At 52.1% G+C, this 19921-nt stretch carries 22 protein-coding genes and 1 other RNA gene; 11 read left to right on the top strand and 12 right to left on the bottom strand.

Translation table 11 applies throughout. From position 1 onward, the window contains the following. Positions 1-63: 63 nt before the first annotated feature. The gene (locus V0288_RS00465; protein ID WP_332863027.1) at positions 64-900 is read left to right on the top strand and encodes an energy-coupling factor ABC transporter ATP-binding protein; all 837 of its coding nucleotides are present in this window, start codon (positions 64-66) and stop codon (positions 898-900) included. 156 nt (positions 901-1056) lie between these two features. Here the strand turns inward: V0288_RS00465 and ssrS are convergent. Continuing rightward, positions 1057-1241: non-coding RNA, 6S RNA (gene ssrS / locus V0288_RS00460), on the bottom strand. Positions 1242-1249: 8 nt separating this feature from the next. Beyond that, the gene (locus tag V0288_RS00455) at positions 1250-1399 is read right to left on the bottom strand and encodes a hypothetical protein (RefSeq protein ID WP_332863026.1); all 150 of its coding nucleotides are present in this window, start codon (positions 1397-1399) and stop codon (positions 1250-1252) included. Between the two features lie 45 nt (positions 1400-1444). On the opposite strand from V0288_RS00455, the gene V0288_RS00450 reads away from it, so the two are divergent. From V0288_RS00450 to hypF, 4 genes are read left to right on the top strand one after another with little or no spacing between them, the layout of a single operon-like run. Continuing rightward, positions 1445-2734: a M16 family metallopeptidase gene (locus V0288_RS00450; protein ID WP_332863025.1), complete on the top strand. Its 1290-nt coding sequence runs from the start codon at positions 1445-1447 to the stop codon at positions 2732-2734. Between the two features lie 34 nt (positions 2735-2768). Then, entirely contained in the window at positions 2769-3149 is a 381-nt protein-coding gene (locus V0288_RS00445) for a hypothetical protein (RefSeq protein WP_332863024.1), read from the top strand. A 7-nt stretch (positions 3150-3156) separates the two neighbouring features. Next, the gene (locus V0288_RS00440; RefSeq protein ID WP_332863023.1) at positions 3157-4017 is read left to right on the top strand and encodes a fructosamine kinase family protein; all 861 of its coding nucleotides are present in this window, start codon (positions 3157-3159) and stop codon (positions 4015-4017) included. Between the two features lie 14 nt (positions 4018-4031). Further along, positions 4032-6290 (top strand): carbamoyltransferase HypF, encoded by a 2259-nt coding sequence (gene hypF / locus V0288_RS00435; RefSeq protein WP_332863022.1) that lies wholly within the window; start codon positions 4032-4034, stop codon positions 6288-6290. Positions 6291-6338: 48 nt separating this feature from the next. Here hypF and V0288_RS00430 read toward each other — a convergent pair whose 3' ends face one another. Continuing rightward, entirely contained in the window at positions 6339-6770 is a 432-nt protein-coding gene (locus V0288_RS00430) for a hypothetical protein (protein WP_332863021.1), read from the bottom strand. Positions 6771-7033: 263 nt separating this feature from the next. Between V0288_RS00430 and mnmA the strand changes: the two genes are divergently transcribed. The 4 genes from mnmA (at position 7034) to V0288_RS00410 (ending at position 10897) form a co-directional block, all read left to right on the top strand. Continuing rightward, entirely contained in the window at positions 7034-8113 is a 1080-nt protein-coding gene (mnmA, locus tag V0288_RS00425; RefSeq protein WP_332863179.1) for a tRNA 2-thiouridine(34) synthase MnmA, read from the top strand. Between the two features lie 229 nt (positions 8114-8342). Further along, entirely contained in the window at positions 8343-8591 is a 249-nt protein-coding gene (locus V0288_RS00420) for a hypothetical protein (protein WP_332863020.1), read from the top strand. A gap of 362 nt (positions 8592-8953) precedes the next feature. Continuing rightward, a complete protein-coding gene (locus V0288_RS00415) occupies positions 8954-9823 on the top strand; it encodes a 6-pyruvoyl trahydropterin synthase family protein (RefSeq protein ID WP_332863019.1) in 870 nt (289 codons plus the stop codon). Between the two features lie 342 nt (positions 9824-10165). Further along, complete coding sequence (locus tag V0288_RS00410; protein ID WP_332863018.1) at positions 10166-10897, top strand: FkbM family methyltransferase; 732 nt, start codon at positions 10166-10168, stop codon at positions 10895-10897. A 163-nt stretch (positions 10898-11060) separates the two neighbouring features. Here V0288_RS00410 and V0288_RS00405 read toward each other — a convergent pair whose 3' ends face one another. The 7 genes from V0288_RS00405 to V0288_RS00375 all read right to left on the bottom strand — a co-directional run bounded on the left by V0288_RS00405 (position 11061) and on the right by V0288_RS00375 (position 17182). Continuing rightward, complete coding sequence (locus tag V0288_RS00405; protein ID WP_332863017.1) at positions 11061-11249, bottom strand: DUF6887 family protein; 189 nt, start codon at positions 11247-11249, stop codon at positions 11061-11063. Continuing rightward, complete coding sequence (locus V0288_RS00400) at positions 11246-11434, bottom strand: DUF6888 family protein (protein ID WP_332863016.1); 189 nt, start codon at positions 11432-11434, stop codon at positions 11246-11248. Before V0288_RS00400 ends, V0288_RS00405 begins: the two co-directional genes overlap by 4 nt. 99 nt (positions 11435-11533) lie before the next feature. Then, positions 11534-14200 (bottom strand): bifunctional acetaldehyde-CoA/alcohol dehydrogenase, encoded by a 2667-nt coding sequence (gene adhE, locus V0288_RS00395; protein ID WP_332863015.1) that lies wholly within the window; start codon positions 14198-14200, stop codon positions 11534-11536. Between the two features lie 301 nt (positions 14201-14501). After that, the gene (locus V0288_RS00390; RefSeq protein ID WP_332863014.1) at positions 14502-14693 is read right to left on the bottom strand and encodes a hypothetical protein; all 192 of its coding nucleotides are present in this window, start codon (positions 14691-14693) and stop codon (positions 14502-14504) included. Between the two features lie 97 nt (positions 14694-14790). Beyond that, positions 14791-15093 carry a 30S ribosomal protein S14 gene (gene rpsN, locus V0288_RS00385; RefSeq protein ID WP_332863013.1) on the bottom strand — a complete coding sequence of 101 codons (303 nt, stop codon included), beginning with the start codon at positions 15091-15093 and terminating at the stop codon, positions 14791-14793. Positions 15094-15217: 124 nt separating this feature from the next. Continuing rightward, complete coding sequence (locus V0288_RS00380; protein WP_332863012.1) at positions 15218-16174, bottom strand: glycosyltransferase family 2 protein; 957 nt, start codon at positions 16172-16174, stop codon at positions 15218-15220. Positions 16175-16306: 132 nt separating this feature from the next. Continuing rightward, complete coding sequence (locus tag V0288_RS00375; RefSeq protein WP_332863011.1) at positions 16307-17182, bottom strand: alpha/beta fold hydrolase; 876 nt, start codon at positions 17180-17182, stop codon at positions 16307-16309. 68 nt (positions 17183-17250) lie between these two features. Between V0288_RS00375 and V0288_RS00370 the strand changes: the two genes are divergently transcribed. Together V0288_RS00370 and V0288_RS00365 are read left to right on the top strand one after the other, a co-directional pair. Then, positions 17251-18171, top strand: a complete 921-nt coding sequence (locus V0288_RS00370; protein WP_332863010.1) for a histone deacetylase family protein — start codon at positions 17251-17253, stop codon at positions 18169-18171. Between the two features lie 149 nt (positions 18172-18320). Further along, entirely contained in the window at positions 18321-18464 is a 144-nt protein-coding gene (locus V0288_RS00365) for a high light inducible protein (RefSeq protein ID WP_332863009.1), read from the top strand. 101 nt (positions 18465-18565) lie between these two features. Here V0288_RS00365 and V0288_RS00360 read toward each other — a convergent pair whose 3' ends face one another. Both V0288_RS00360 and V0288_RS00355 read right to left on the bottom strand, forming a co-directional pair. Then, complete coding sequence (locus V0288_RS00360) at positions 18566-19102, bottom strand: DUF3011 domain-containing protein (RefSeq protein WP_332863008.1); 537 nt, start codon at positions 19100-19102, stop codon at positions 18566-18568. A gap of 91 nt (positions 19103-19193) precedes the next feature. Next, positions 19194-19877, bottom strand: coding sequence for an LmeA family phospholipid-binding protein (locus V0288_RS00355; protein ID WP_332863006.1), 684 nt, complete (start codon positions 19875-19877; stop codon positions 19194-19196). Positions 19878-19921 lie beyond the last annotated feature (44 nt).

The following is a 19921-nucleotide window of genomic DNA, read 5'->3' as shown; positions in this document are numbered from 1 at the left end:
TAGTCTGTTCCCTTTTCCCTTTGCCCCAAAAACTCCCCCATCCCCCACCTTCCTACCGAACCTATGCACCATAACCCCATTTTTATCGAAGATCTGACCTATACTTACCCCGATCGCACGCGGGCGTTAGAGGGGATCGCGCTATCGATCGAGGCGGCCCAACGGGTAGCCTTAGTGGGGGCGAACGGTTCGGGAAAATCCACCCTATTACTCCATCTCAACGGCATTCTCGCGCCACAATCCGGGAAAGTTATTATCGGCCCCTATCCCGTCGCGCCGGAAAATTTAGCGGCGATCCGGAATTTCGTGGGATTGGTCTTTCAGAATCCCGACGATCAATTATTCATGCCGACGGTTCGGGAGGATGTCGCTTTCGGACCGATGAATCAGGGTTTACGGGGAGAGGAACTACACCACCGCGTCCTTCACTCGCTTCACGCGGTCGGCCTCGACCCCGATCGCTACGGGAACCGTCCTAGTCAAAATCTATCCGGAGGCGAGAAAAAACGCGTGGCGATCGCCGGGGTTCTAGCCATGCAACCTCAAGTTCTCGTGTTCGACGAACCCACCGCCCAACTCGATCCCCGTTCGCGTCGTCAATTGATTCACCTCCTACGAACCCTGCCCCAAACCCAGATCATCGCCACCCACGACCTCGATATGGCCTGGGAATTATGCGATCGCACCGTCATTTTAAACAAAGGTCGGATCGTTCGCGACGATAAAACGGACAAGGTTTTAAGCGACGGGGAATTCCTCGAACGACACGATCTCGAACCGCCCCTCGCCTATAGCCGTCCCTACTGCCATCTCGCCGACACGCCTCTAGATCTCCCGCGGACCGTTAAATTTCTCGCGGAGAAAGGAGTCAGGAGTCAGGAGTCAGGAGTCAGGAGTTAGGAGTTAGGAGTTAGGTGGGTTACGCTTCGCGCTCCCCACCACGAAGCTAGATTCTTCACGATTCCGAACACGAAAACTCGATCGAGAACGCCCGGAGTAACGGGAAACGAACTCGATCGAATCTCGGGAATTTATATTCACAATCGTCAAAAGATTGAAAAGACCGCTACGCCGTTTTACCTAAGTTTATGACCTGGGTTAACCAGGTGGGAACTCTGTTTCGCGTTTCTGTTTCCGAGTACAAGCTCGGTCTACTACCACACGAATTCCTTAATCGCTCCCTTATCACTCAAGCATAGATCAAAAAACTTGAATGGCAGTCACCAACGTAGAAGCCTATGTCCATTCATCATAACCATTTTTCGACAAAGAGGCAAGGGGGGATCGGGAGGTGAGGGGGATGAGGAAGATAGGGAGAGAAATATGTTTCCTCCTGCCTCCTGCCTCCTACACCCTTCCCCCTGCCTCCTGCCTCCTGCCTTAGAATGGTAGAGTACACGCGACGGTTTCCGCTCGATTCCGGTGACGCTCAAGGACTCAACGAATGACAGCCACTTTACTGCCTCCCTCTCCCCCGAACGCTCCCACCGTGCATCGCCTCTCCAACGGACTGACGATTATCGCCGAACAGATGCCGGTCGAGGCGGTTAATCTGAATCTCTGGCTGAAAGTCGGCTCGGCTTTAGAAACCGACGCGATTAACGGGATGGCGCATTTTCTCGAACACATGGTTTTTAAGGGAACCGATCGCCTCGGTAGTGGCGAGTTCGAGCGGGCGATCGAATCCCGCGGGGCCGTCACCAACGCCGCCACCAGTCAGGAATACACCCACTATTACATTACCGCCGCGCCGAAAGATTTCGCCCGACTCGCTCCCCTCCAGCTAGAGGTCGTCCTCGCGCCCCTGATTCCCGACGAGGCGTTCGAGCGCGAAAGATACGTGATTCTAGAGGAAATCCGGCGATCGAACGATAATCCCCGTCGTCGAACCTATTACCGCACGATGGAAACCTGTTTCCATTCCCTCCCCTACCGTCGTCCCGTTCTCGGCCCGAGCGAGGTGATTGAAAACCTTACCCCCGGACAGATGCGGGATTTCCACGGCGCGTGGTACCGTCCCGAATGGATGACCGCCGTGGTGGTGGGCAATCTACCCGCGGAGGAGTCGATCGAGATCGTGGCGAGATCGTTAGAATCGCTCCCGGTTCCCCCGAATCCCGCGACTGACGCGCACCCCCTAACCGAATTACACCCGGAAACCCCTTTTTCCGAGATCGTCCGCCTGGAATACGAGGACGCGGATCTTCAGCAAGCTCGTATGGTGATGTTCTGGAAAGTGCCGGGATTACGGCATTTAGAGGAAACCTACGCGCTCGATGTGCTGGCGGTCATTCTCGGACAGGGCAAGGTTTCCCGACTGTTTCAATCCCTCCGGGAAGAGCGGGGTCTAGTGTCGCAGATCGGCGCGAGCAATACTTCCCACGGGGTACAGGGAATGTTCTCGATCTCGGCCCAGTTACCCGCGGAAAACGTGGCGATCGTCGAACGGGAAATTCTCGACCACATCCGCCGGATTCAAGAGGATTCGGTCACGATCGGGGAACTGAACCGGGTACGTACTCAGGTGGCGAACCGGTTTATTTTCGGCAACGAGCGACCGAGCGATCGGGCCAATCTCTACGGCTACTATCACTCCCAACTCGGCGATCTCGCGCCGGCTTTCCACTATCCGGAGACGATCCGATCGCTAGAAAGGGACGATATCCGAACCGCGGCGCGACAGTATCTAGATACCGATGCTTACGGGATCGTGGTAGTCAGACCGGGTAAATAACCGACGTTTTCCGTCGCTCGCGGGGGTTTATACCATGACAGCCGTTACAGATAATGACATTCGGGAACTCAAAGACCTGATCGGAGCGCTAAGGCAGGAAAATCGAGAGCGATTTACCGCGCTACAGCAGGATGTTTCCGAGCTAAAGCAGGATGTTTCCGAATTAAAGCGGGATGTTGCCGAATTAAAAAAGAACGTCACCGATTTGCAGAAAGACGTGATCGACCTCAAGATTAGTTCGAGCAAGATAGAAGGAACGCTGGAAGCGCAGGCGACATTAACCCAGAAAATTCCCGATCTGATTGAAAAAGTAGGGGAATTGAAAAATTGGAAACAAATCGCTATCGTGACCGTGACCGCGTTTATCAGTGGAATGATAACCTGGTTGATCCGATCGAATAACGTGAACCCCTAGATCGCCCATGTGGAACCAAATCGCCCAACATATCGCTAAAGTTACCGATAAACCGTTCGATATCGAGAAAACCCGTTCCATTAGCGGGGGCTGTATCAATCAGGGTTACTCGGTAATGGGACACGGCTCGATCTACTTCGTCAAGATTAACGACGCGGCGCGGGGATCGATGTTCGAGGCGGAGGCGTTGGGATTGGAACAGATGTATCGGACGCGGACGATCCGGGTTCCGCGGCCGGTCGCCTGGGGGACGGCGGATCGATCGAGTTATCTGGTGATGGAATGGCTGGAATTCGGCGGCGGGAATCACCAATCCTGGGAGAAAATGGGCGCGAATCTGGCGCGTCTCCATCGGGTCGATATCGGCGATCGCTTCGGGTGGGAACGCGACAATACGATCGGTTCCACCCCGCAAATTAACACGTTAACGGACAAATGGGCGGATTTTTTCGCCGAATACCGGATCGGTTATCAATTAAGATTGGCCGAACGACGCGGGGCGAATCTTCCCGGCGAGGATCTGGTACTTCCCGCGGTTCGCGAGATGTTGGGATCTCACCACCCGCGGCCGTCCCTCGTTCACGGCGATCTCTGGTCGGGAAACGCCGCGATCACCAACGACGGGGAACCGGTAATTCTCGATCCGGCGACCTATTGGGGCGATCGAGAGGTAGACATCGCCATGACGGAACTTTTTGGCGGATTTCCCGCCGCTTTTTACCGCGGTTATAACGAGATTTTTCCCCTCGACGCGGGCTATCAACAGCGGAAAACCCTTTACAATCTCTATCACATCCTCAATCACTTCAATCTTTTCGGGGGTGGGTACGCGTCCCAGGCCAATCGGATGTTACAACAGATCTTGTAATCCGAAATATCGGTATGAACGGCGATTCCGGTAATCTAACACGACGATTATCCCTGATCGTTCGCGGGGCGGTACAGGGAGTGGGATTCCGTCCCTTCGTCTATCGGTTAGCGATCGAACTGCAACTGCTCGGATGGGTCAATAATACTTCCGCGGGAGTCTTTATCGAGGTCGAGGGAGAGAAACCCGTTTTAGAAACCTTTCTCGCTCGATTATCCCGCGAGAAGCCCGATCGCTCCTTCATTCAGAACATCGAGACACAATGGTTATCCCCCGTCGGTTACACGTCCTTCGAGATCCGACACAGTAGCGGGGGGGAGAAAACGGCGATCGTTCTGCCGGATCTCGCCACCTGTCCCGACTGTCTCGCGGAGATCTTCGATCCCGAAAACCGTCGCTATCACTATCCTTTCACCAACTGCACCAACTGCGGGCCGCGCTACAGCATTATCGAGTCGCTACCCTACGATCGACCGAACACGACGATGCGGGAATTCGCGATGTGTCCGGACTGTCGGGAGGAATATGAAAACCCCCTCGATCGCCGTTTTCACGCCCAACCGAACGCCTGTCCGCGATGCGGCCCGAAAATTTCCCTTTTAGACGATCGAGGGCGTTTAATCGCCGAAAACTATCCCGCTTTACTGGCTACCGCGGACGCGATCCGGGAGGGAAAAATCCTCGCCATCAAGGGACTCGGTGGCTTCCATCTGGTGGTGGACGCGCGCGACGCGGACGCGGTAAACCGACTCCGGCAACGCAAACATCGACTGGATAAACCTTTCGCGGTGATGTACCCGTCTTTGGAGGCGATCGAACAGGACTGCCATGTATCCCCCCTAGAAGCGCGCTTACTCCAGTCTCCCGAATGTCCGATCGTTCTCCTCGCGCGAAAAAATGCCGGTATCGCCGATTCTGTCGCCCCGAATAACCCCTATCTCGGCGTGATACTGCCCTACACTCCCTTACATCATCTCTTGATGGCGGAATTGGGGTTTCCGATTGTCGCTACCAGTGGAAACCTTGCCGACGAGCCGATCTGTATCGGGGAAACGGAGGTACTAGACAGACTCGGCGCCATCGCGGATCTCTTTCTCGTGCATAATCGATCGATCGTCCGTCCCGTCGATGATTCTATCCTCCGAGAGATGGCGGGCAGAACTATGGTACTGCGCCGCGCGCGGGGATACGCGCCGTTTCCCGTCAATATCGAGCGCGAGTCCACCGCGTCGATCCTCGCGGTGGGGGGATATTTTAAAAACTCGATCGCCATTCACACGAGAAATCAAACTTTTATTAGTCAACACGTCGGCGATTTAGAAACCCTCGCGGCCTACGAGCATTTTCAAAATATTCTCGGAAGTTTACAACAACTCTACGACTTTACCCCGGAAATTATCGCCCACGATTTCCACCCCGATTATCTCTCGACAAAATACGCTCGCGAACAGAATTTACCCCTGATTCCCATCCAACACCATCACGCGCATATTCTCGCCTGTATGGCGGAAAATCAACTTTCTCAGCCCGTTTTAGGGGTCGCGTGGGATGGTACGGGCTACGGTCTCGACGGCACGATTTGGGGTGGCGAATTTCTCCACGTTACCGCGACGGGATGGGAGAGGGTGGCGCGCTTGCGTCCGTGGAAATTATTGGGAGGAGAAAAAGCCGTCAAGGAACCGCGACGGGTGGCGTTAGGATTGTTAGAGATCGCGGGCGATATTTCGATTATGAAAAAGGCTTTTACCTCGCAAGAATGGTCGATTTTAAACCAGATGTTATCGCGCTCGATCAATAGTCCCCTAACTTCTAGCGCGGGGCGTTTATTCGATGGAGTCGCGGCGTTAATCGGGTTACGAGATCGGCTGAGTTTCGAGGGACAGGCGGCGATGGAATTAGAATTCGCGATAGGAAAAGAGAAGACAGACGAGTGTTATTCTTTCTCTCTCGTCGGGGAGAAACCGATCGATATCGATTGGACGGGAATGGTGAATGAGATCTTACGGGATGTGGAAACGGGAAGATCGATCGGGCTGATTTCCGCGAGGTTTCATAATACGTTGAGTGAAATAATTGTCTCGATCGCCCGACGGATCGGAGAGGAAAAAATCGCCCTATCCGGTGGCTGTTTCCAAAATCGCTATCTCACCGAACGAACGATTTCCCGTCTACAGGAATCGGGATTTTCTCCCTACTGGCACCGCCTTGTACCTCCTAATGACGGGGGAATCTGTCTCGGTCAAATTTTGGGCGCGATCTTAGAAAAGCCTTAACGACCGTTGACCCGACAAATTACAAGAGAATCACGCCGGAAATCCCGCTCACGATCGATCCTCGTGTTTAAAAACATCGAAAATCTGACGGCTGAACGATTTAAGCTTATCGGCCGCGTCCGGCGCGGGGAGATAGTTACCGACGAATTGCCAATTCTCGATCGTCGAGAGTCGCCACGCGAGTCCCTGAAAGTTGATCGCCTGCATTTCCAGGCCGATCAAGCGTCGGTGTTTCTCTTCCGCGTCGTTGAAAAAGCGGATCTGCACGAGAATACTGCGACTCTGAATCCGTCTACTCCAACCGGGGAAATGGAACGCGATATCGATCGAGTCCGGGTCGAGAAATTCCCGCGTGTTGGGATCGTTATGCCACGGCTTGAGATCGGCGCGCGCGTCGGGAAATTCCCGTTTAAACAGGTTCACGATCGTCGCGATTTTCGCGGTGAGTTCCAATCCTTTCGCCTGTTCCGACGCGTTCATCCGGGCCTCCTCTCGTTCGCGTATTGCCGCTTACCTTCACGTTTTTTAACATGATAGCGAGAGTATTCGGGATTATCCACATCTTCCGATCGAGTCTCGTTCCCTCCCTTTCGAGAGGCTTAAAAGTCCGAAAATTGGATTTTTAAGCGCGAGGATGCCGATTTTCGGTAGATTACGCTTCACGAATCCACCCCGCGGACGGTTACGGTTCGATCGCTACGGTGTGAGGCTTTCTAGCTACGCGAGCTAAAATAGTAAAGAAAATCGATCGAAAATCAGTACGAAAGTTTATGCGAAAAGTCGTCGTCGGCTTGTCGGGGGGCGTGGATAGCTCCGTGGCCGCCGCTACCCTACACCATCAAGGTTACGAAGTGATCGGATTGACCCTTTGGTTGATGAAAGGAAAGGGTCAGTGCTGTTCGGAGGGAATGGTAGATGCGGCTTTTATCTGCGAGCAATTAGGCGTTACCCACCATATTGTCGATAGTCGCGACCTATTTCAAACGGAAATCATCGATTATCTCGTGAACGGCTACGAGGCCGGCATCACTCCCCTGCCCTGCTCTCAATGTAATAAAACGGTCAAATTCGGCCCGATGGTCCGCTACGCGCGAGAAACCCTCGGAACCGATCGCATCGCCACGGGTCATTACGCGCGAATCCGTTTCTCGGAAGCGGACAATCGCTATCAACTCCTGAGAGCGATCGATCCGCTCAAAGATCAATCCTATTTTCTCTACGATCTCACCCAGGATCTCCTGTCAGCGACGATTTTTCCCCTCGGAGAGCAAACCAAAGAGCAAACCCGCGAGATCGCCCGCGAGTTCGGATTGAAAACCGCGGAAAAGCCCGATAGTCAGGATTTATGTCTGATCGAGACCCACGGTTCCATGCGAACTTTCCTCGATAAATACATCGCGCCCGCGGAAGGGGATATCGTCGATCTCGACGGTAACGTTCTCGGCAAACATACGGGTATCCATCATTACACGATCGGCCAGCGCAAGGGCATCGGTGTCGCGGCGGCCGAACCCCTCTACGTGGTCAAACTCGATCCCGTCACCAATCGCGTGATCGTGGGCGGTCGCGAGAGTGCCGTCAGCACCGATTGTACCGTCGGACGGATGAACTGGGCCTCGATCGCCGAACCGACAACCCCGATTCGCGCCGAGGTGCAGGTACGCTACCGTTCCCGCGCCGTCCCCGTCAATGTCATCCCTCTAGAGGGATATCGCGCGCGGTTGGTGTTCGACGAACCGCAATTCAGCATCACGCCGGGACAGGCGGCGGTTCTCTACGACGGCGATACGGTTTTGGGCGGCGGGATTATCGAGAAAGGGTAAGCCCGCGGTAAGATAGCAGAAAAATTAGGCGCGGTGGATCATGTTTAAAAAATGGTCGTTCGATGATTGGATGAATCATATTGTCTTTTTCGCGACAGTTTTGAGCTTGGCGGCGATCTGGCTCAGTAAATAACGAATTGTTGCGATCTCTTGCTATTCCCCGCGATTTCTCGATAATGAAGGTGAGATCGTCTATCTCGATCCGATCGAGCGTCGTGGAGACAAGAGCATGAACCTGCGCCTAATTCTCTTTTCCGCCAGCATGACCGCTTTAGTGGGGGCGGGTATCGGTTTCGGCATTAGTAAAATCGAGCGAAATCCCAGTCAGGTTCTCTACCGGAATCACTATATCTATCAATCGCTCTACGCGAGATATTTTACCGTCTCCGGGGCGATCGCCGGTTTCCTGATCGGTGGCGGTTTACAGACGATTAAAGAGTTGAAGGAAGAACGCGATCGGGAAATGGGCATCGAGTGAACCATTCGATCGATCGAGCGTTCGCCAGAATATTAGAGAGTATCGCCAGAAAAAAGCGACAATGGAACGATCCGACTTTATTTGTCGATTAGACCTCTGGCGAAAATGAGAATTGAAAATCAGAATCAACTTTAAACTTATATTTTCAGGAATATTTTTTGAAAACGGTATTTTTTTGACTTTTTAAAAGCTCTTTACTTCTTCTTCCCCCTCCTGTCTCCTGTCTCCTGTCTCCTGCCTCCTGCCTCCTGCCTCCTGTCTCCTGACTCCTGACTCCTCCGACCGCGAGGAGCGAAACCGGTTTATCCTAGAGAGAGCGGATCTTAACGTAACTTTACAAAATTAACGAGCGCGCGCTTTCTATGGATTGCATCATTCACCGTCGAGCGCGATTTTTCGCCAGCCATCGTTATTGGCTACCCGAACTCGATGAGGCGGAAAATCAGCGGCGTTTCGGGGCGGGAACCCGTTTTCCCGGCCACGGACACAATTACGAGCTATACGTCTCTTTATACAAGGAACTCGATCGCTACGGCATGGTCGAGGATCTTTCCACCGTCAAACGCGTGATTCAACGGGTGGTGACGGAACAACTCGATTATTCCCATCTCAACGATGTCTGGCCCGAATTCCGCGATACTTTACCGACGGCGGAAAATATCGCGCGGGTAATCTGGCAGAGATTAAGTCCCCATTTACCCCTCGTCAATATTCAACTTTTTGAACATCCCGAACTGTGGGCAGAATATCAAGGAAACGATATGGAAGCAACCTTAAGCGTCAAAACCCATTTTAGCGCCGCCCATCGTCTGGCGTTACCGGAGTTAACTTTAGAGCAAAATTCGGAGATTTACGGCAAGTGCGCGCGAGTCAACGGCCACGGGCATAATTACCATCTGGAAGTGACCGTTTTCGGCGAGATCGACCCGCGCACCGGGATGATCGTCGATCTGGGCGATTTACAGCGAATTATCGACGATCTGGTGGTCGAACCGTTCGATCACACGTTTTTGAATAAAGATATTCCCTATTTCGCGGAAGTGGTGCCGACCGCGGAAAATATCGCCCTGCATATCGCTCAATTATTACAGGAACCGATTCGGGCGATCGGGGCGGAACTCGATAAAGTAAAACTAATCGAGAGTCCCAATAATTCCGCGGAAATTTACTGCCGCACCCCGGTACGGAAACCCGCGAGAGTCGAGGAAAAAACGTTTGTAACGGTGGGATAGTGGGAATCGGGATCGATACGGTGCGTTACCTTTTATTAACGCACCCTCCCAGAACTTTACCGGAGAAGAAAGATTGCTTTGCTAGGAGCGATCTGCTATCATGGCTCTAACTGGTGATGTTAGAATTAAGCGATCGAACATAATTTCTGTATAATTCGAGCGTTCTATCCAGCATAGAAATCTCGCTCGGTGAGACCTCTACTCGTTGTATTTAGACCGAGTTAATGTTCGACCACTTACACTCGATATCTCGCTGACAAACTAAACCTTACATTCCCAATTAAATTATTCAAGAATCTATAACGCTCTGATTTTCTATAAATAGAAGCTGGAGGTCAAGCTATGAATCAGGCAATTAGAGAAGGCAATCTAGCTATCGAACACGGTAGTAGCGTGATCGATGTCTGTTTTCCCGATTACGCGAATGCCGCGTGGCATATTTCTAATATTTTATCGGGCCATGACTATCCTATTTTAAGCTCTCATTTCAAGCCAGACTGTATTATTGATATAGGAGCGAATATCGGCGCTTCGGCTTTATTCTTTACGAAAGTTTATCCCGATATAGATTGTTTCTGTTACGAACCGTCCCCGTCAAACTTTGTTTACTTACAGAAAAATACGAGTTTTTTAAAAAGGATCAAAAATTTTAATATTGGCTTGAGCAATGAATCTTATACGGCGAAACTTTATATCGGCAACGCTCAATGTTTGCAAAATTCTCTTTATCCAAGTGTCGAGGTAAGCGGCAATTTTGAATTAGCCCAAATCAAATCCGCATCCGCCGAGTTAAAAGACATTCTGAGTGGTCGGCGATGCCTGGTCAAAATTGATACTGAAGGTTGCGAGGTTCCTATCCTGGCAGATCTGGAAAGCTATTTTCCGAATATCGATATTCTTTACTTGGAATATCATAGTGAGGAGGATAGAAGAGCTATAGACAATTTACTCTCTCCTCGATTTGTCCTTTGCTATTCCAATGCTAGAATGGTACATCGTGGAAATGTTATGTTCTTATCCGAACGTCTATTATCAGAAATACCCCAATTGGATCAAATGGCAATTAGAAGATAAGCCAGGAGTATTTTCGATGCGGTGAAATGAATTTTTCAGAAAGATTATTATTCGGAAAGAGTCTAATCCGAGATCCCGAAAGTTGCTTTGCTTTTTTACGCGATTTAAATGACAGACGGCTCACGCGGACTTAATCCTAGCCTAAACGAGCCGAGATCGATCCTTATTTTTCCCGGATTCGATCGATCATTTTCTCTTCCCAACGACTATCCTCTAAATCGATACCGATCATTCGTCCTGCCTGTTTCGATCGATCGATATAGGTGTAAAACGCTCGCGTATCCTCGCGATGGGCTAATACATATTGTCTGAGTTCGTCTAAATCGAGAGTATTATAATCGATCGGTTTCATGGTTCGTATCCCCCGGATGGTTTGATTTCAAAATCTAAATCTTCGGCTAATACATATAGATTTCCCGTTCTTTCATCCAGTCTAACTAACTCTATCGATCGATACTGCCATCCCGGATAAATAGCGTTGGTCAAACGATAACAGATGCGATAAAGTCCTTGTGCCTGTCGATCGGTCGGATTCATGAGGGTACAGAAGGTGAAAGCTTATCGCTAATCATAGCTCATCCGTTCATAAACGCGGGCGCGCTCACCTCCTGCCCCCTGCCTTCTGCCTCCTGCCTCCTACAATACCAACGGTTGCGGGTCTAATTTCAGATCCGCGAGGCTGACATTTCCGTGTCCGTTGACCGCGACCTGTAACGGTAAAGTACCGTGATAGGCCTGAATTAAAAGCGTTTTCAAATCCTCGATCAACGGGTAACGGGGATTCGATCCCGTACACTGATCGTCGAAGGCTTGATCGGCGATACTTTCTAATTTGGCCATGAATTCCGCCTCGCTTTCGGGAATCACTTCCTTGATACTAGAGGGAATATCTAACTCGCGTTTGAGGGATTCGATCGCCAGTACCAATCGTTCCACGCTTTCCGTCTCCGTCTCCCCTCCCAAACCGAGAGAATTCGCGATCCGCGCGTACCGCCATTTCACGTTCGGATATTTATATTGGGAGAAAGTCGCCTGTTTGAACGGCGCGTCGGTGGCGTTGTAGAGGATGACGTGGGAGATCATCAACGCGTTCGCCAGTCCGTGGGGAATATGAAACGCCGCGCCCAATTGGTGCGCCATCGAGTGACAGATGCCGAGAAAACCGTTCGCGAAGGCCATTCCCGCCATCGTCGCGGCGTAATGGACTTTTTCGCGCGCTTTCGGGTCGTTCGCCCCGTTTTGGTAAGAACTCGGGAGATATTTAAACAGCAGTCGGATCGCGTCTTGGGCGAGAGCGTTGGTGTACTCCGAGGCTAAAACCGAGACGTAGGCTTCGAGGGCGTGGGTTAACGCGTCGATTCCCCCGTAAGCGGTCAGTTTTTTCGGCATATTCAGCACCAGTTCGGGATCGACGATCGCCATGCTGGGAGTCAGCGCGTAATCGGCGAGGGGGTATTTAATATTGTTCCGGCGATCGGTGACGACGGCGAAGGGAGTCACTTCCGAACCCGTCCCCGAGGTGGTGGGAATGGCTACCATCAAGGCTTTCGCGCCGAGGGGGGGCAGTTCGTACACCCGTTTGCGGATGTCCATGAAGCGCATCGCCAACCCTTCAAACTCGATTTCCGGGTGTTCGTACAGTAACCACATGATTTTCGCCGCGTCCATCGGGGAACCGCCACCGATGGCGATAATCACGTCCGGGTTAAAGGTGTTCATCACGCTTAAACCCCGTTCGACGGTTTCCAGGGAGGGATCGGGTTCTACATCGTAGAAAATCGCGGTTTTCATGCCGATTTCCTCTAAAACCTCCTCTAACTGTTTGGTAACACCGAGATCGAAGAGGGGTTTATCGGTGACGATGAAAGCGCGCTGTTTTCCGGCTAACTCCCGGATAGCGATCGGGAGCGCCCCGTATTTAAAGTACACTTTCGGGGGAATCCGGAACCAGAGCATATTTTCCCGGCGTTCGGCGACGGTTTTGATATTGAGCAGATGGCTGGGTTCGACGTTCTCGCTGATGGAATTCCCGCCCCAAGTGCCGCAACCGAGGGTGAGACTGGGATCGAGACGGAAATTGTAGATATCGCCGATCGCTCCCTGGGATGAGGGAGTATTAATGAGTACCCGCGCCGTTTCCACCGCGGACTCGAAGCGTTTGATATGGTCGCGGTTGGAGGGCGAGGTGTAGAGTACGGCGGTATGACCCCGACCGGCGAAAAGTACCAGTTTTTCGGCTTTTTTCACGCCATCGTCGAAGTTTTCGGCGCGGTACATGGCGAGGATCGGCGATAGTTTCTCGTAGGAAAAGGGTTCATCGAGGCCGATATTTTCCACTTCGCCGATTAATAGCCTTGTCGATTCGGGGACGGAAAAGCCGGCCATTTCCGCGAGTTTCGTGACCGGCTGACCGACCACATCGGGATTGATGTGACCGTCTACAATGAGTAAATTCGCCACTTTCACTCGTTCCTCGGGGTCGAGAAGATACGCCCCCCGATCGATGAATTCCTGTCGCACTTCCTCGTAAATACTATCCACGACGATCACCGACTGTTCCGAGGCGCAAATCATGCCGTTATCGAAGGTTTTACTGAGGATAATCGAGGAAACGGCCATTTTGATATGGGCGGTCTCGTCGATCAGGGCGGGAGTGTTGCCCGCGCCGACTCCTAGGGAGGGTCGCCCGGAAGAGTAGGCGGCCTTGACCATGCCCGGCCCGCCGGTGGCGAGGATCAGATTAACGCTGGGGTGTTGCATGAGCGATCGGGACAGTTCGACCGAGGGTTCGGAGATCCAGCCGATGATGTCCTCGGGAGCGCCGGCCTCGACCGCGGCGTTGAGAACGATCCGGGCCGCCTCGATCGTGCAGTTTTTCGCTCTGGGGTGGGGGGAAAAAATAATCCCGTTACGGGTTTTCAGGGCGATCAGGGCTTTAAAAATGGCGGTGGAGGTGGGATTTGTAGTGGGTACGATCCCCGCGAGAATGCCCACGGGTTCGGCGATTTTCTGCAATCCGAAGGATTTATCCTCCTCGATCACGCCACAGGTTTTCTCGTTTTTGTATTTGTTGTAAATAATCTCGGAAGCGAAATGATTTTTGATAACTTTATCCTCGATCACGCCCATTCCCGTTTCTTGAACGGCGAGTTTGGCGAGGGGAATCCGGGCCGCGTTGGCCGCGAGCGCCGCTTTTTTGAAAATGCGATCGACTTGTTCTTGGGAGTAGGTGGCGAATTGGTTTTGCGCTGTCTTAACCCGTTGGATTAATGCTTCGAGTTCCGATAAATTGGTGACGTTCATAACACTCTCGCGAGGGGACGATAACCGCTTCGCTAATTTTATATCGTTTCTTCGGGAGTAACGGGCGAAATCTTGGGGATTTCTTTAGAGTTAGAACGATAACCCGTAGCCTAGGATACTTTTTTCGTAAGCTTTCCGCTTCGAGCCATCGTCTGGCTGAAGGATGAGAGCGGATAACCGTAAAATCGACCGGTCGCAAGCCTTGCGTCCCTACAATATTATCGGGATTTCAGCGAATGTATGGTTACTAATCATCGCGGGAAAGCTTACGGTTTCTAGCTGAAAGCTGACCGCTAAAAGCTTAAACTTTATACTTTTCAAGAACCGCAAAATAGGCTTTCTGTCGGGCGATTTTTTCTTCGGGAGTGAAAGCTTTATCGATACTTTTGACGAGAGGAGAGGACGAGTCGATCGTCTCGCGGTAACGTTTTAAAGTCTCGATTAATTCGGGATCGTTCCAGTTGATTTTATCGTATTGCAGTTGTAGGGGCATTGTTTTTCGATCTTGAATTTCGCTTACACCAATGAATCCGTATACAACAATAGAGACGCTGGAATCACGTCTCTACACGAGGGGGGCAGTTCCGAGACTACCAGCTAGATTTGACCACACCGGGCAGTAATCCCTGGTGGGCCCATTCCCGTAAAACGTTCCGCGAGAGGCCGAAATCGCGATAGTAGCCTCGGGGTCTGCCGGTCACTTTGCAACGGTTGCGGTGACGGACGGGGGAACTGTTGCGGGGGAGTTCCTGCAATTGTTGGTGAATCGCTAGTTTTTCTTCAAAATCTTCGGCCGTGCGGAATTGTTCTTTCAGTTCCGCGCGTTTCGCCGCGTATTTTTCTCGGAGAAGATCGCGCTTTTTCTCGCGCTCGATCATGGATTTTTTCGCCATAATGGTTTCTGGAAGAAGATAGAACCTGTAAAGACAGCATTTTCTAGAATAGCACGAATCGCTCCGATCTCGCGGGAACGTCGCGCTCGCGCCGGTCGGAAAGAAATGGTACGACGGGGGATTGTCAAGGGCTTTTAATTGTAGGGTTCGTTTCCCAACCGGCGATCTCGGCGATCGTGTAGATCGGTCTGCCTTTAACTTCCTCGTAAATTCGCCCGATGTATTCTCCGAGTATGCCGATACTGATCAACTGTACCGAACCTAAGAAAAATACGGCGATCAAAATTGTGGCTAGACCGGTGACGGGAGAGTGGGGTTGTTGTAACCGCCAGTAGAGAACCAGTAAGGCCATGAACAGCGCGATCGAGGCCGAAAAAAGTCCTAGATAGGTCGAGAAGCGGAGGGGAATTTTCGAGAAGGAAACGAGGCTATCGATCGCTAGAGACAGGGATTTCCGAAACGTGTATTTTACCTCTCCCGCGAACCGGGGATCTCGCTCGAACTTGACGGCGGTTTGTTGGAAACCGATCCAGGCGCGCAATCCTCGAATGTAGCGATTGCGTTCGGGCATGGTGTTTAATACCTCCACTACCCGACGATCCATCAGGCAAAAATCGCCGGTATCCTCGGGAATATCCACATCGGCTAACCGTTTGAGAAGTCGATAGAAAACGTGGGCGGTCAACTTTTTAAACCATCTTTCTTTTTTCCGTTTCGTTCTGCGCGCGTAGACCACTTGATAGCCCTCCCGCCAGCGATCGATCATCGCGGGAATCAGTTCCGGCGGGTCTTGCAGATCCGCGTCGAGAACGATAATCGCCTCACCCCTCGCGAAATTGAGTCCGGCCGTTACCGCCGCTTGATGACCGAAATTGCGGGCGAGACTAATATAACAAACTCTCGGATCTTTTTCTTTCAGTTCTCGCAGTAATGACAGGGATCGATCGTGACTACCATCGTTGACGAGAATTAATTCTACAGAATCCTCTAAGTTGTCCATGACAGCACTAACCCGGCGATACATTTCCGGGATCGTTTCTTCCTCGTTATAGATTGGAATAATGAAAGAATATTGACTCATTGTAAACAAGTGATAACAGGTTCGTATATCTCTAAAAATTATCGAAAATTCCCCGAATGATTATCGATAAAAAAATCTTAGATTGTCGATACTCCCGATTCTAGTAAACTCTCGATCGAGGTAACGGGAGTTTCACGGGACGCTTAAAAAAGCGGAGATCTCGCTCGAAGTTTCCCCGGCCGCTTCTTCCGGTAGGAAATGCCCGCTCTCGATCGCTTTCCCCGTCACCTCGATCGCCCTCTCCCCCCACAACCCGAGAACATCGTACTGTCGCTCGATCACGCCCTTTTTCCCCCATAAAACGAGCAGGGGACAGGAAATCTTCCGATCGAGATCCCGGCGATCGTCCTCCAGATCGATCGTCGCCGAGGCCCGATAATCGGCACAGGTAGCCGCTATCGTCGCTCGAACGCGAAAACAACGCCGGTATTCCCCTAATGCCTCCTCGGTAAACGCCGAAAAATCCTTTCCCCAGCTTTTCAGACAGTGTTCTAGATAATAGTCGGGATTGGCCTCGATCAGAGTTTCCGGGAAAGAGGCGGGCTGGATGAGGAAAAACCAGTGATAGTAGGCACTCGCGAACGTCTTATCCGTGAACTCGTACATCGCCAGCGTGGGGGCTATATCGAGTAAAACGAGTTTTTTGACCCGATCGGGAAAATCGAGCGCGAGACGGTGGGAAACCCTCGCCCCCCGATCGTGACCGACCAGATAAAATTCCTCGTACCCGAAATGTCGCATCAACTCCACCTGATCGCGGGCCATCGCTCGCTTAGAATAGTTACTAGAATCGCTATCCGGTAAGGGTTTAGCGCTATCCCCGTAGCCGCGGAGATCGCTGGCGATGACGGTAAAATTCTCCGCCAGACGCGGCGCGATCTTGTGCCACATGGCGCGCGTTTGCGGGTAGCCGTGGAGGAGTAGGACGGGATAGCCCTCGCCTCCTTTGACCCCGTTAATCTCGATTCCGTTGGCATTAACGCGAAATTTTTCAAATCCCTCGAACATATCGCTTGATTCTCCCGAATTTCTGAATCCTTCGAGGGCGGTAAAATCTCACCCCTACCTCAAATCTTATGATCTCGATTATCTATTCCGATGAATTTCTCGATCACGATACGGGATCTTTCCATCCCGAAAAGCCGGCGCGGTTGACGGCGATCGTCAGCGCCTTGCGGGAGATCCCCCGGGCCGATCGCCTGCGATGGCACAAACCCACGCCGATCGAGATCCGCGACGAGGTGATAACTTTTATCGAACGGGTACACGATCGGGATTATATCGATCGCCTGCGGAGGATCGCCGCGCGGGGTGGGGGAATGTTGGACGCGGACACCCCCGTATCGCCGAAAAGTTACGAGGTGGCGTTACTGGCGGTCGCGGCCTGGTTCGATGGGGTCGATCTGGCGCTATCCGGCCCCGATCCGGCTTTCGTCCTCGCGCGTCCCCCCGGCCATCACGCGACCTCGAATCGGGGGATGGGTTTCTGTCTGTTTTCTAACGCCGCGCTGGCCGCTTTCTACGCCCTAGAGGATAAACGGGTGAAAAAAGTGGCGATTATCGATTGGGACGTGCATCACGGCAACGGAACGCAGGATATCGTGGAAAATGACCCGCGGATCGCCTATTGCTCCCTGCACGAGTACCCCAATTATCCGGGGACGGGCAGGGCCACGGAAACGGGCGGTCACGGGAATGTTCTCAATATTCCCCTACCGTCGGGTAGCGCGCTCTCGGATTATCAGACCGCTTTCGAGGCGAAAATATTGCCGTTTCTGCGGGATTTCCAGCCGGATCTGCTGATCGTCAGCGCGGGGTACGACGCGAACGAGGCCGATCCGCTCGCGGGAATTTCCCTCCAGCCCAGCGATTACGGGGTGTTCGCCAAGTATTTACAGACGCTCGATCGCCCGATCGTCTTCGGGTTGGAGGGGGGATACGATCTCGACGCGCTGGCCGGATCGGTGGTGGCGACGTTGGAAGCGTTTATCGAGTGACCGCCGGGAATCGATCGCCGATTATTTTTCTCAATGCCGAGTATAGAGAAAAATAATGTAACTAAATGTTGCGATAGTTTAAAAATTGCGTTACATTTAGGGATAAGCGCTTGACTTAACTGCATTTATACTCTAGGAAGGTTAGCATCATGGAAAAGCAAGAAAGCAAACTCGGTTTCACCGCCTTCGCTGAAAACTGGAACGGACGTTTAGCCATGCTCGGTTTCGTGATCGGTGTCGCTACCGAATTGTTAACCGGCAAAGGCATCCTCGCCCAGTTAGGTCTGATGTAATCTTTATTCTTATTACCGTGCATCTCGTGAAATAAAAAAAGGGGACGATCTCGATCGTCCTCTTTTTTCACGCTATCGATTGGAACGCCGGGGGCGATCGCTCAAAAACTATCGTCACAGACGAAATCGACGATTCTCCGGGTCTGGCGATTTTCGGGGGCGCGACGGCTTCCCGTACCGAGTTCATCGCCGCTACGACAGTTCGCCCACCAACGCTCGCGACTCCCGTTCACGATCGCGTCGAACTCCCGAATCCGGCGGCTATCGTAATAACTGCGTCGATCGACGATAAATCTACCGATTTCAGGGACATTGCGGAATTCCCGATAGCGATCGCCACTGAAGTCCTCCTCCCAATTGTCGCCGCCGCCATCGGTTCGCACCTCGAAATCACCGCGACAACCGTTTCTAACCACGATACTCCCGTTCCGAAACTCCCAATTCCCGTCGCAGGGCGTATCGGAACGGTTACGGACGAGTCGGATCTGACTTCCCCGGCGCGCGTCCACGGGGCAACGGGTGGTTTTCCCCCGGACACTCTCGCAGGTAACGCGAGAGGTTCTGGCGACGGCTTCCTCGGCGATCGAGGGGGCGATAATCAATACGGGCAGAATCCAGAAAAAAGCTTTTCGTAGCATGGTTTATAGAATCGATCTCTTCGGATATAAATCTTACAGCGATTTTCCCGATAACGAGATCGATATTGAATTTCTCTCGCTCTCTCCGTCCTTATCGCGTGGGAAAACGCGTGATTCCGGCGCGTCCCTGTAAGGTTACTTTTCCTTCCTCGATGCCGACGCGCTCGATCGATAGCGATATCCCGTCGATTTCAAAGTTTTTCAGGTGAAAGATCTCCCGCGTTCTGTTGACGATCTCGCCCGCAAATTCCGAGGGAATTTCTTCTAATCCGGTGATGTCCGCTGTAACGGTTTCCCCGCTCATTTTCGGGGTGACGATAAAATCGAGGGTTTCCCGATCGCCGGACGGGAGCGATCGAACCTGTAATCGAACGCTAATTTGACCGTTCGATCGAACGTGACAGGTTACTCCCTCGATCCGTTTTCGCGGTAGGGAACTCGATCGATAGGCGGTCTCGATATCGGCTTCGTTCAAAACCACGTAAATCGTTCCCTGACTGGGACGGGTTAACTGAATATTTCCCATCAAAGCTTTAAAAGGACTGACGGCGATCGTGTCGAGATCGATCCGCATTTCCTGCATCTGGAGGGAAGGATTCATCACCAATCCCCGTCCGTCGATCGCCAGCGATTCTAACATTCCCTGAGCCAGAAGATTCGGGTCGGTTTTCACCCGTACCGTCAGGCGATCGGCTTTTTCCATCCGCGACGATAACGCCATCTCTGCGATCTTATTCAGGGTTTTCTCGCCTAAACTATCAAAATTAAGTACCATTTTTTTGTTAATCGAGTATCTAAAATTTTACGATAATTCGTCAC

Origin of the sequence: Pannus brasiliensis CCIBt3594, from assembly GCF_036688125.1 — a bacterium.
GTDB lineage: Bacteria > Cyanobacteriota > Cyanobacteriia > Cyanobacteriales > Microcystaceae > Pannus > Pannus brasiliensis.
This window is presented reverse-complemented; position numbering and strand designations above follow the sequence as displayed.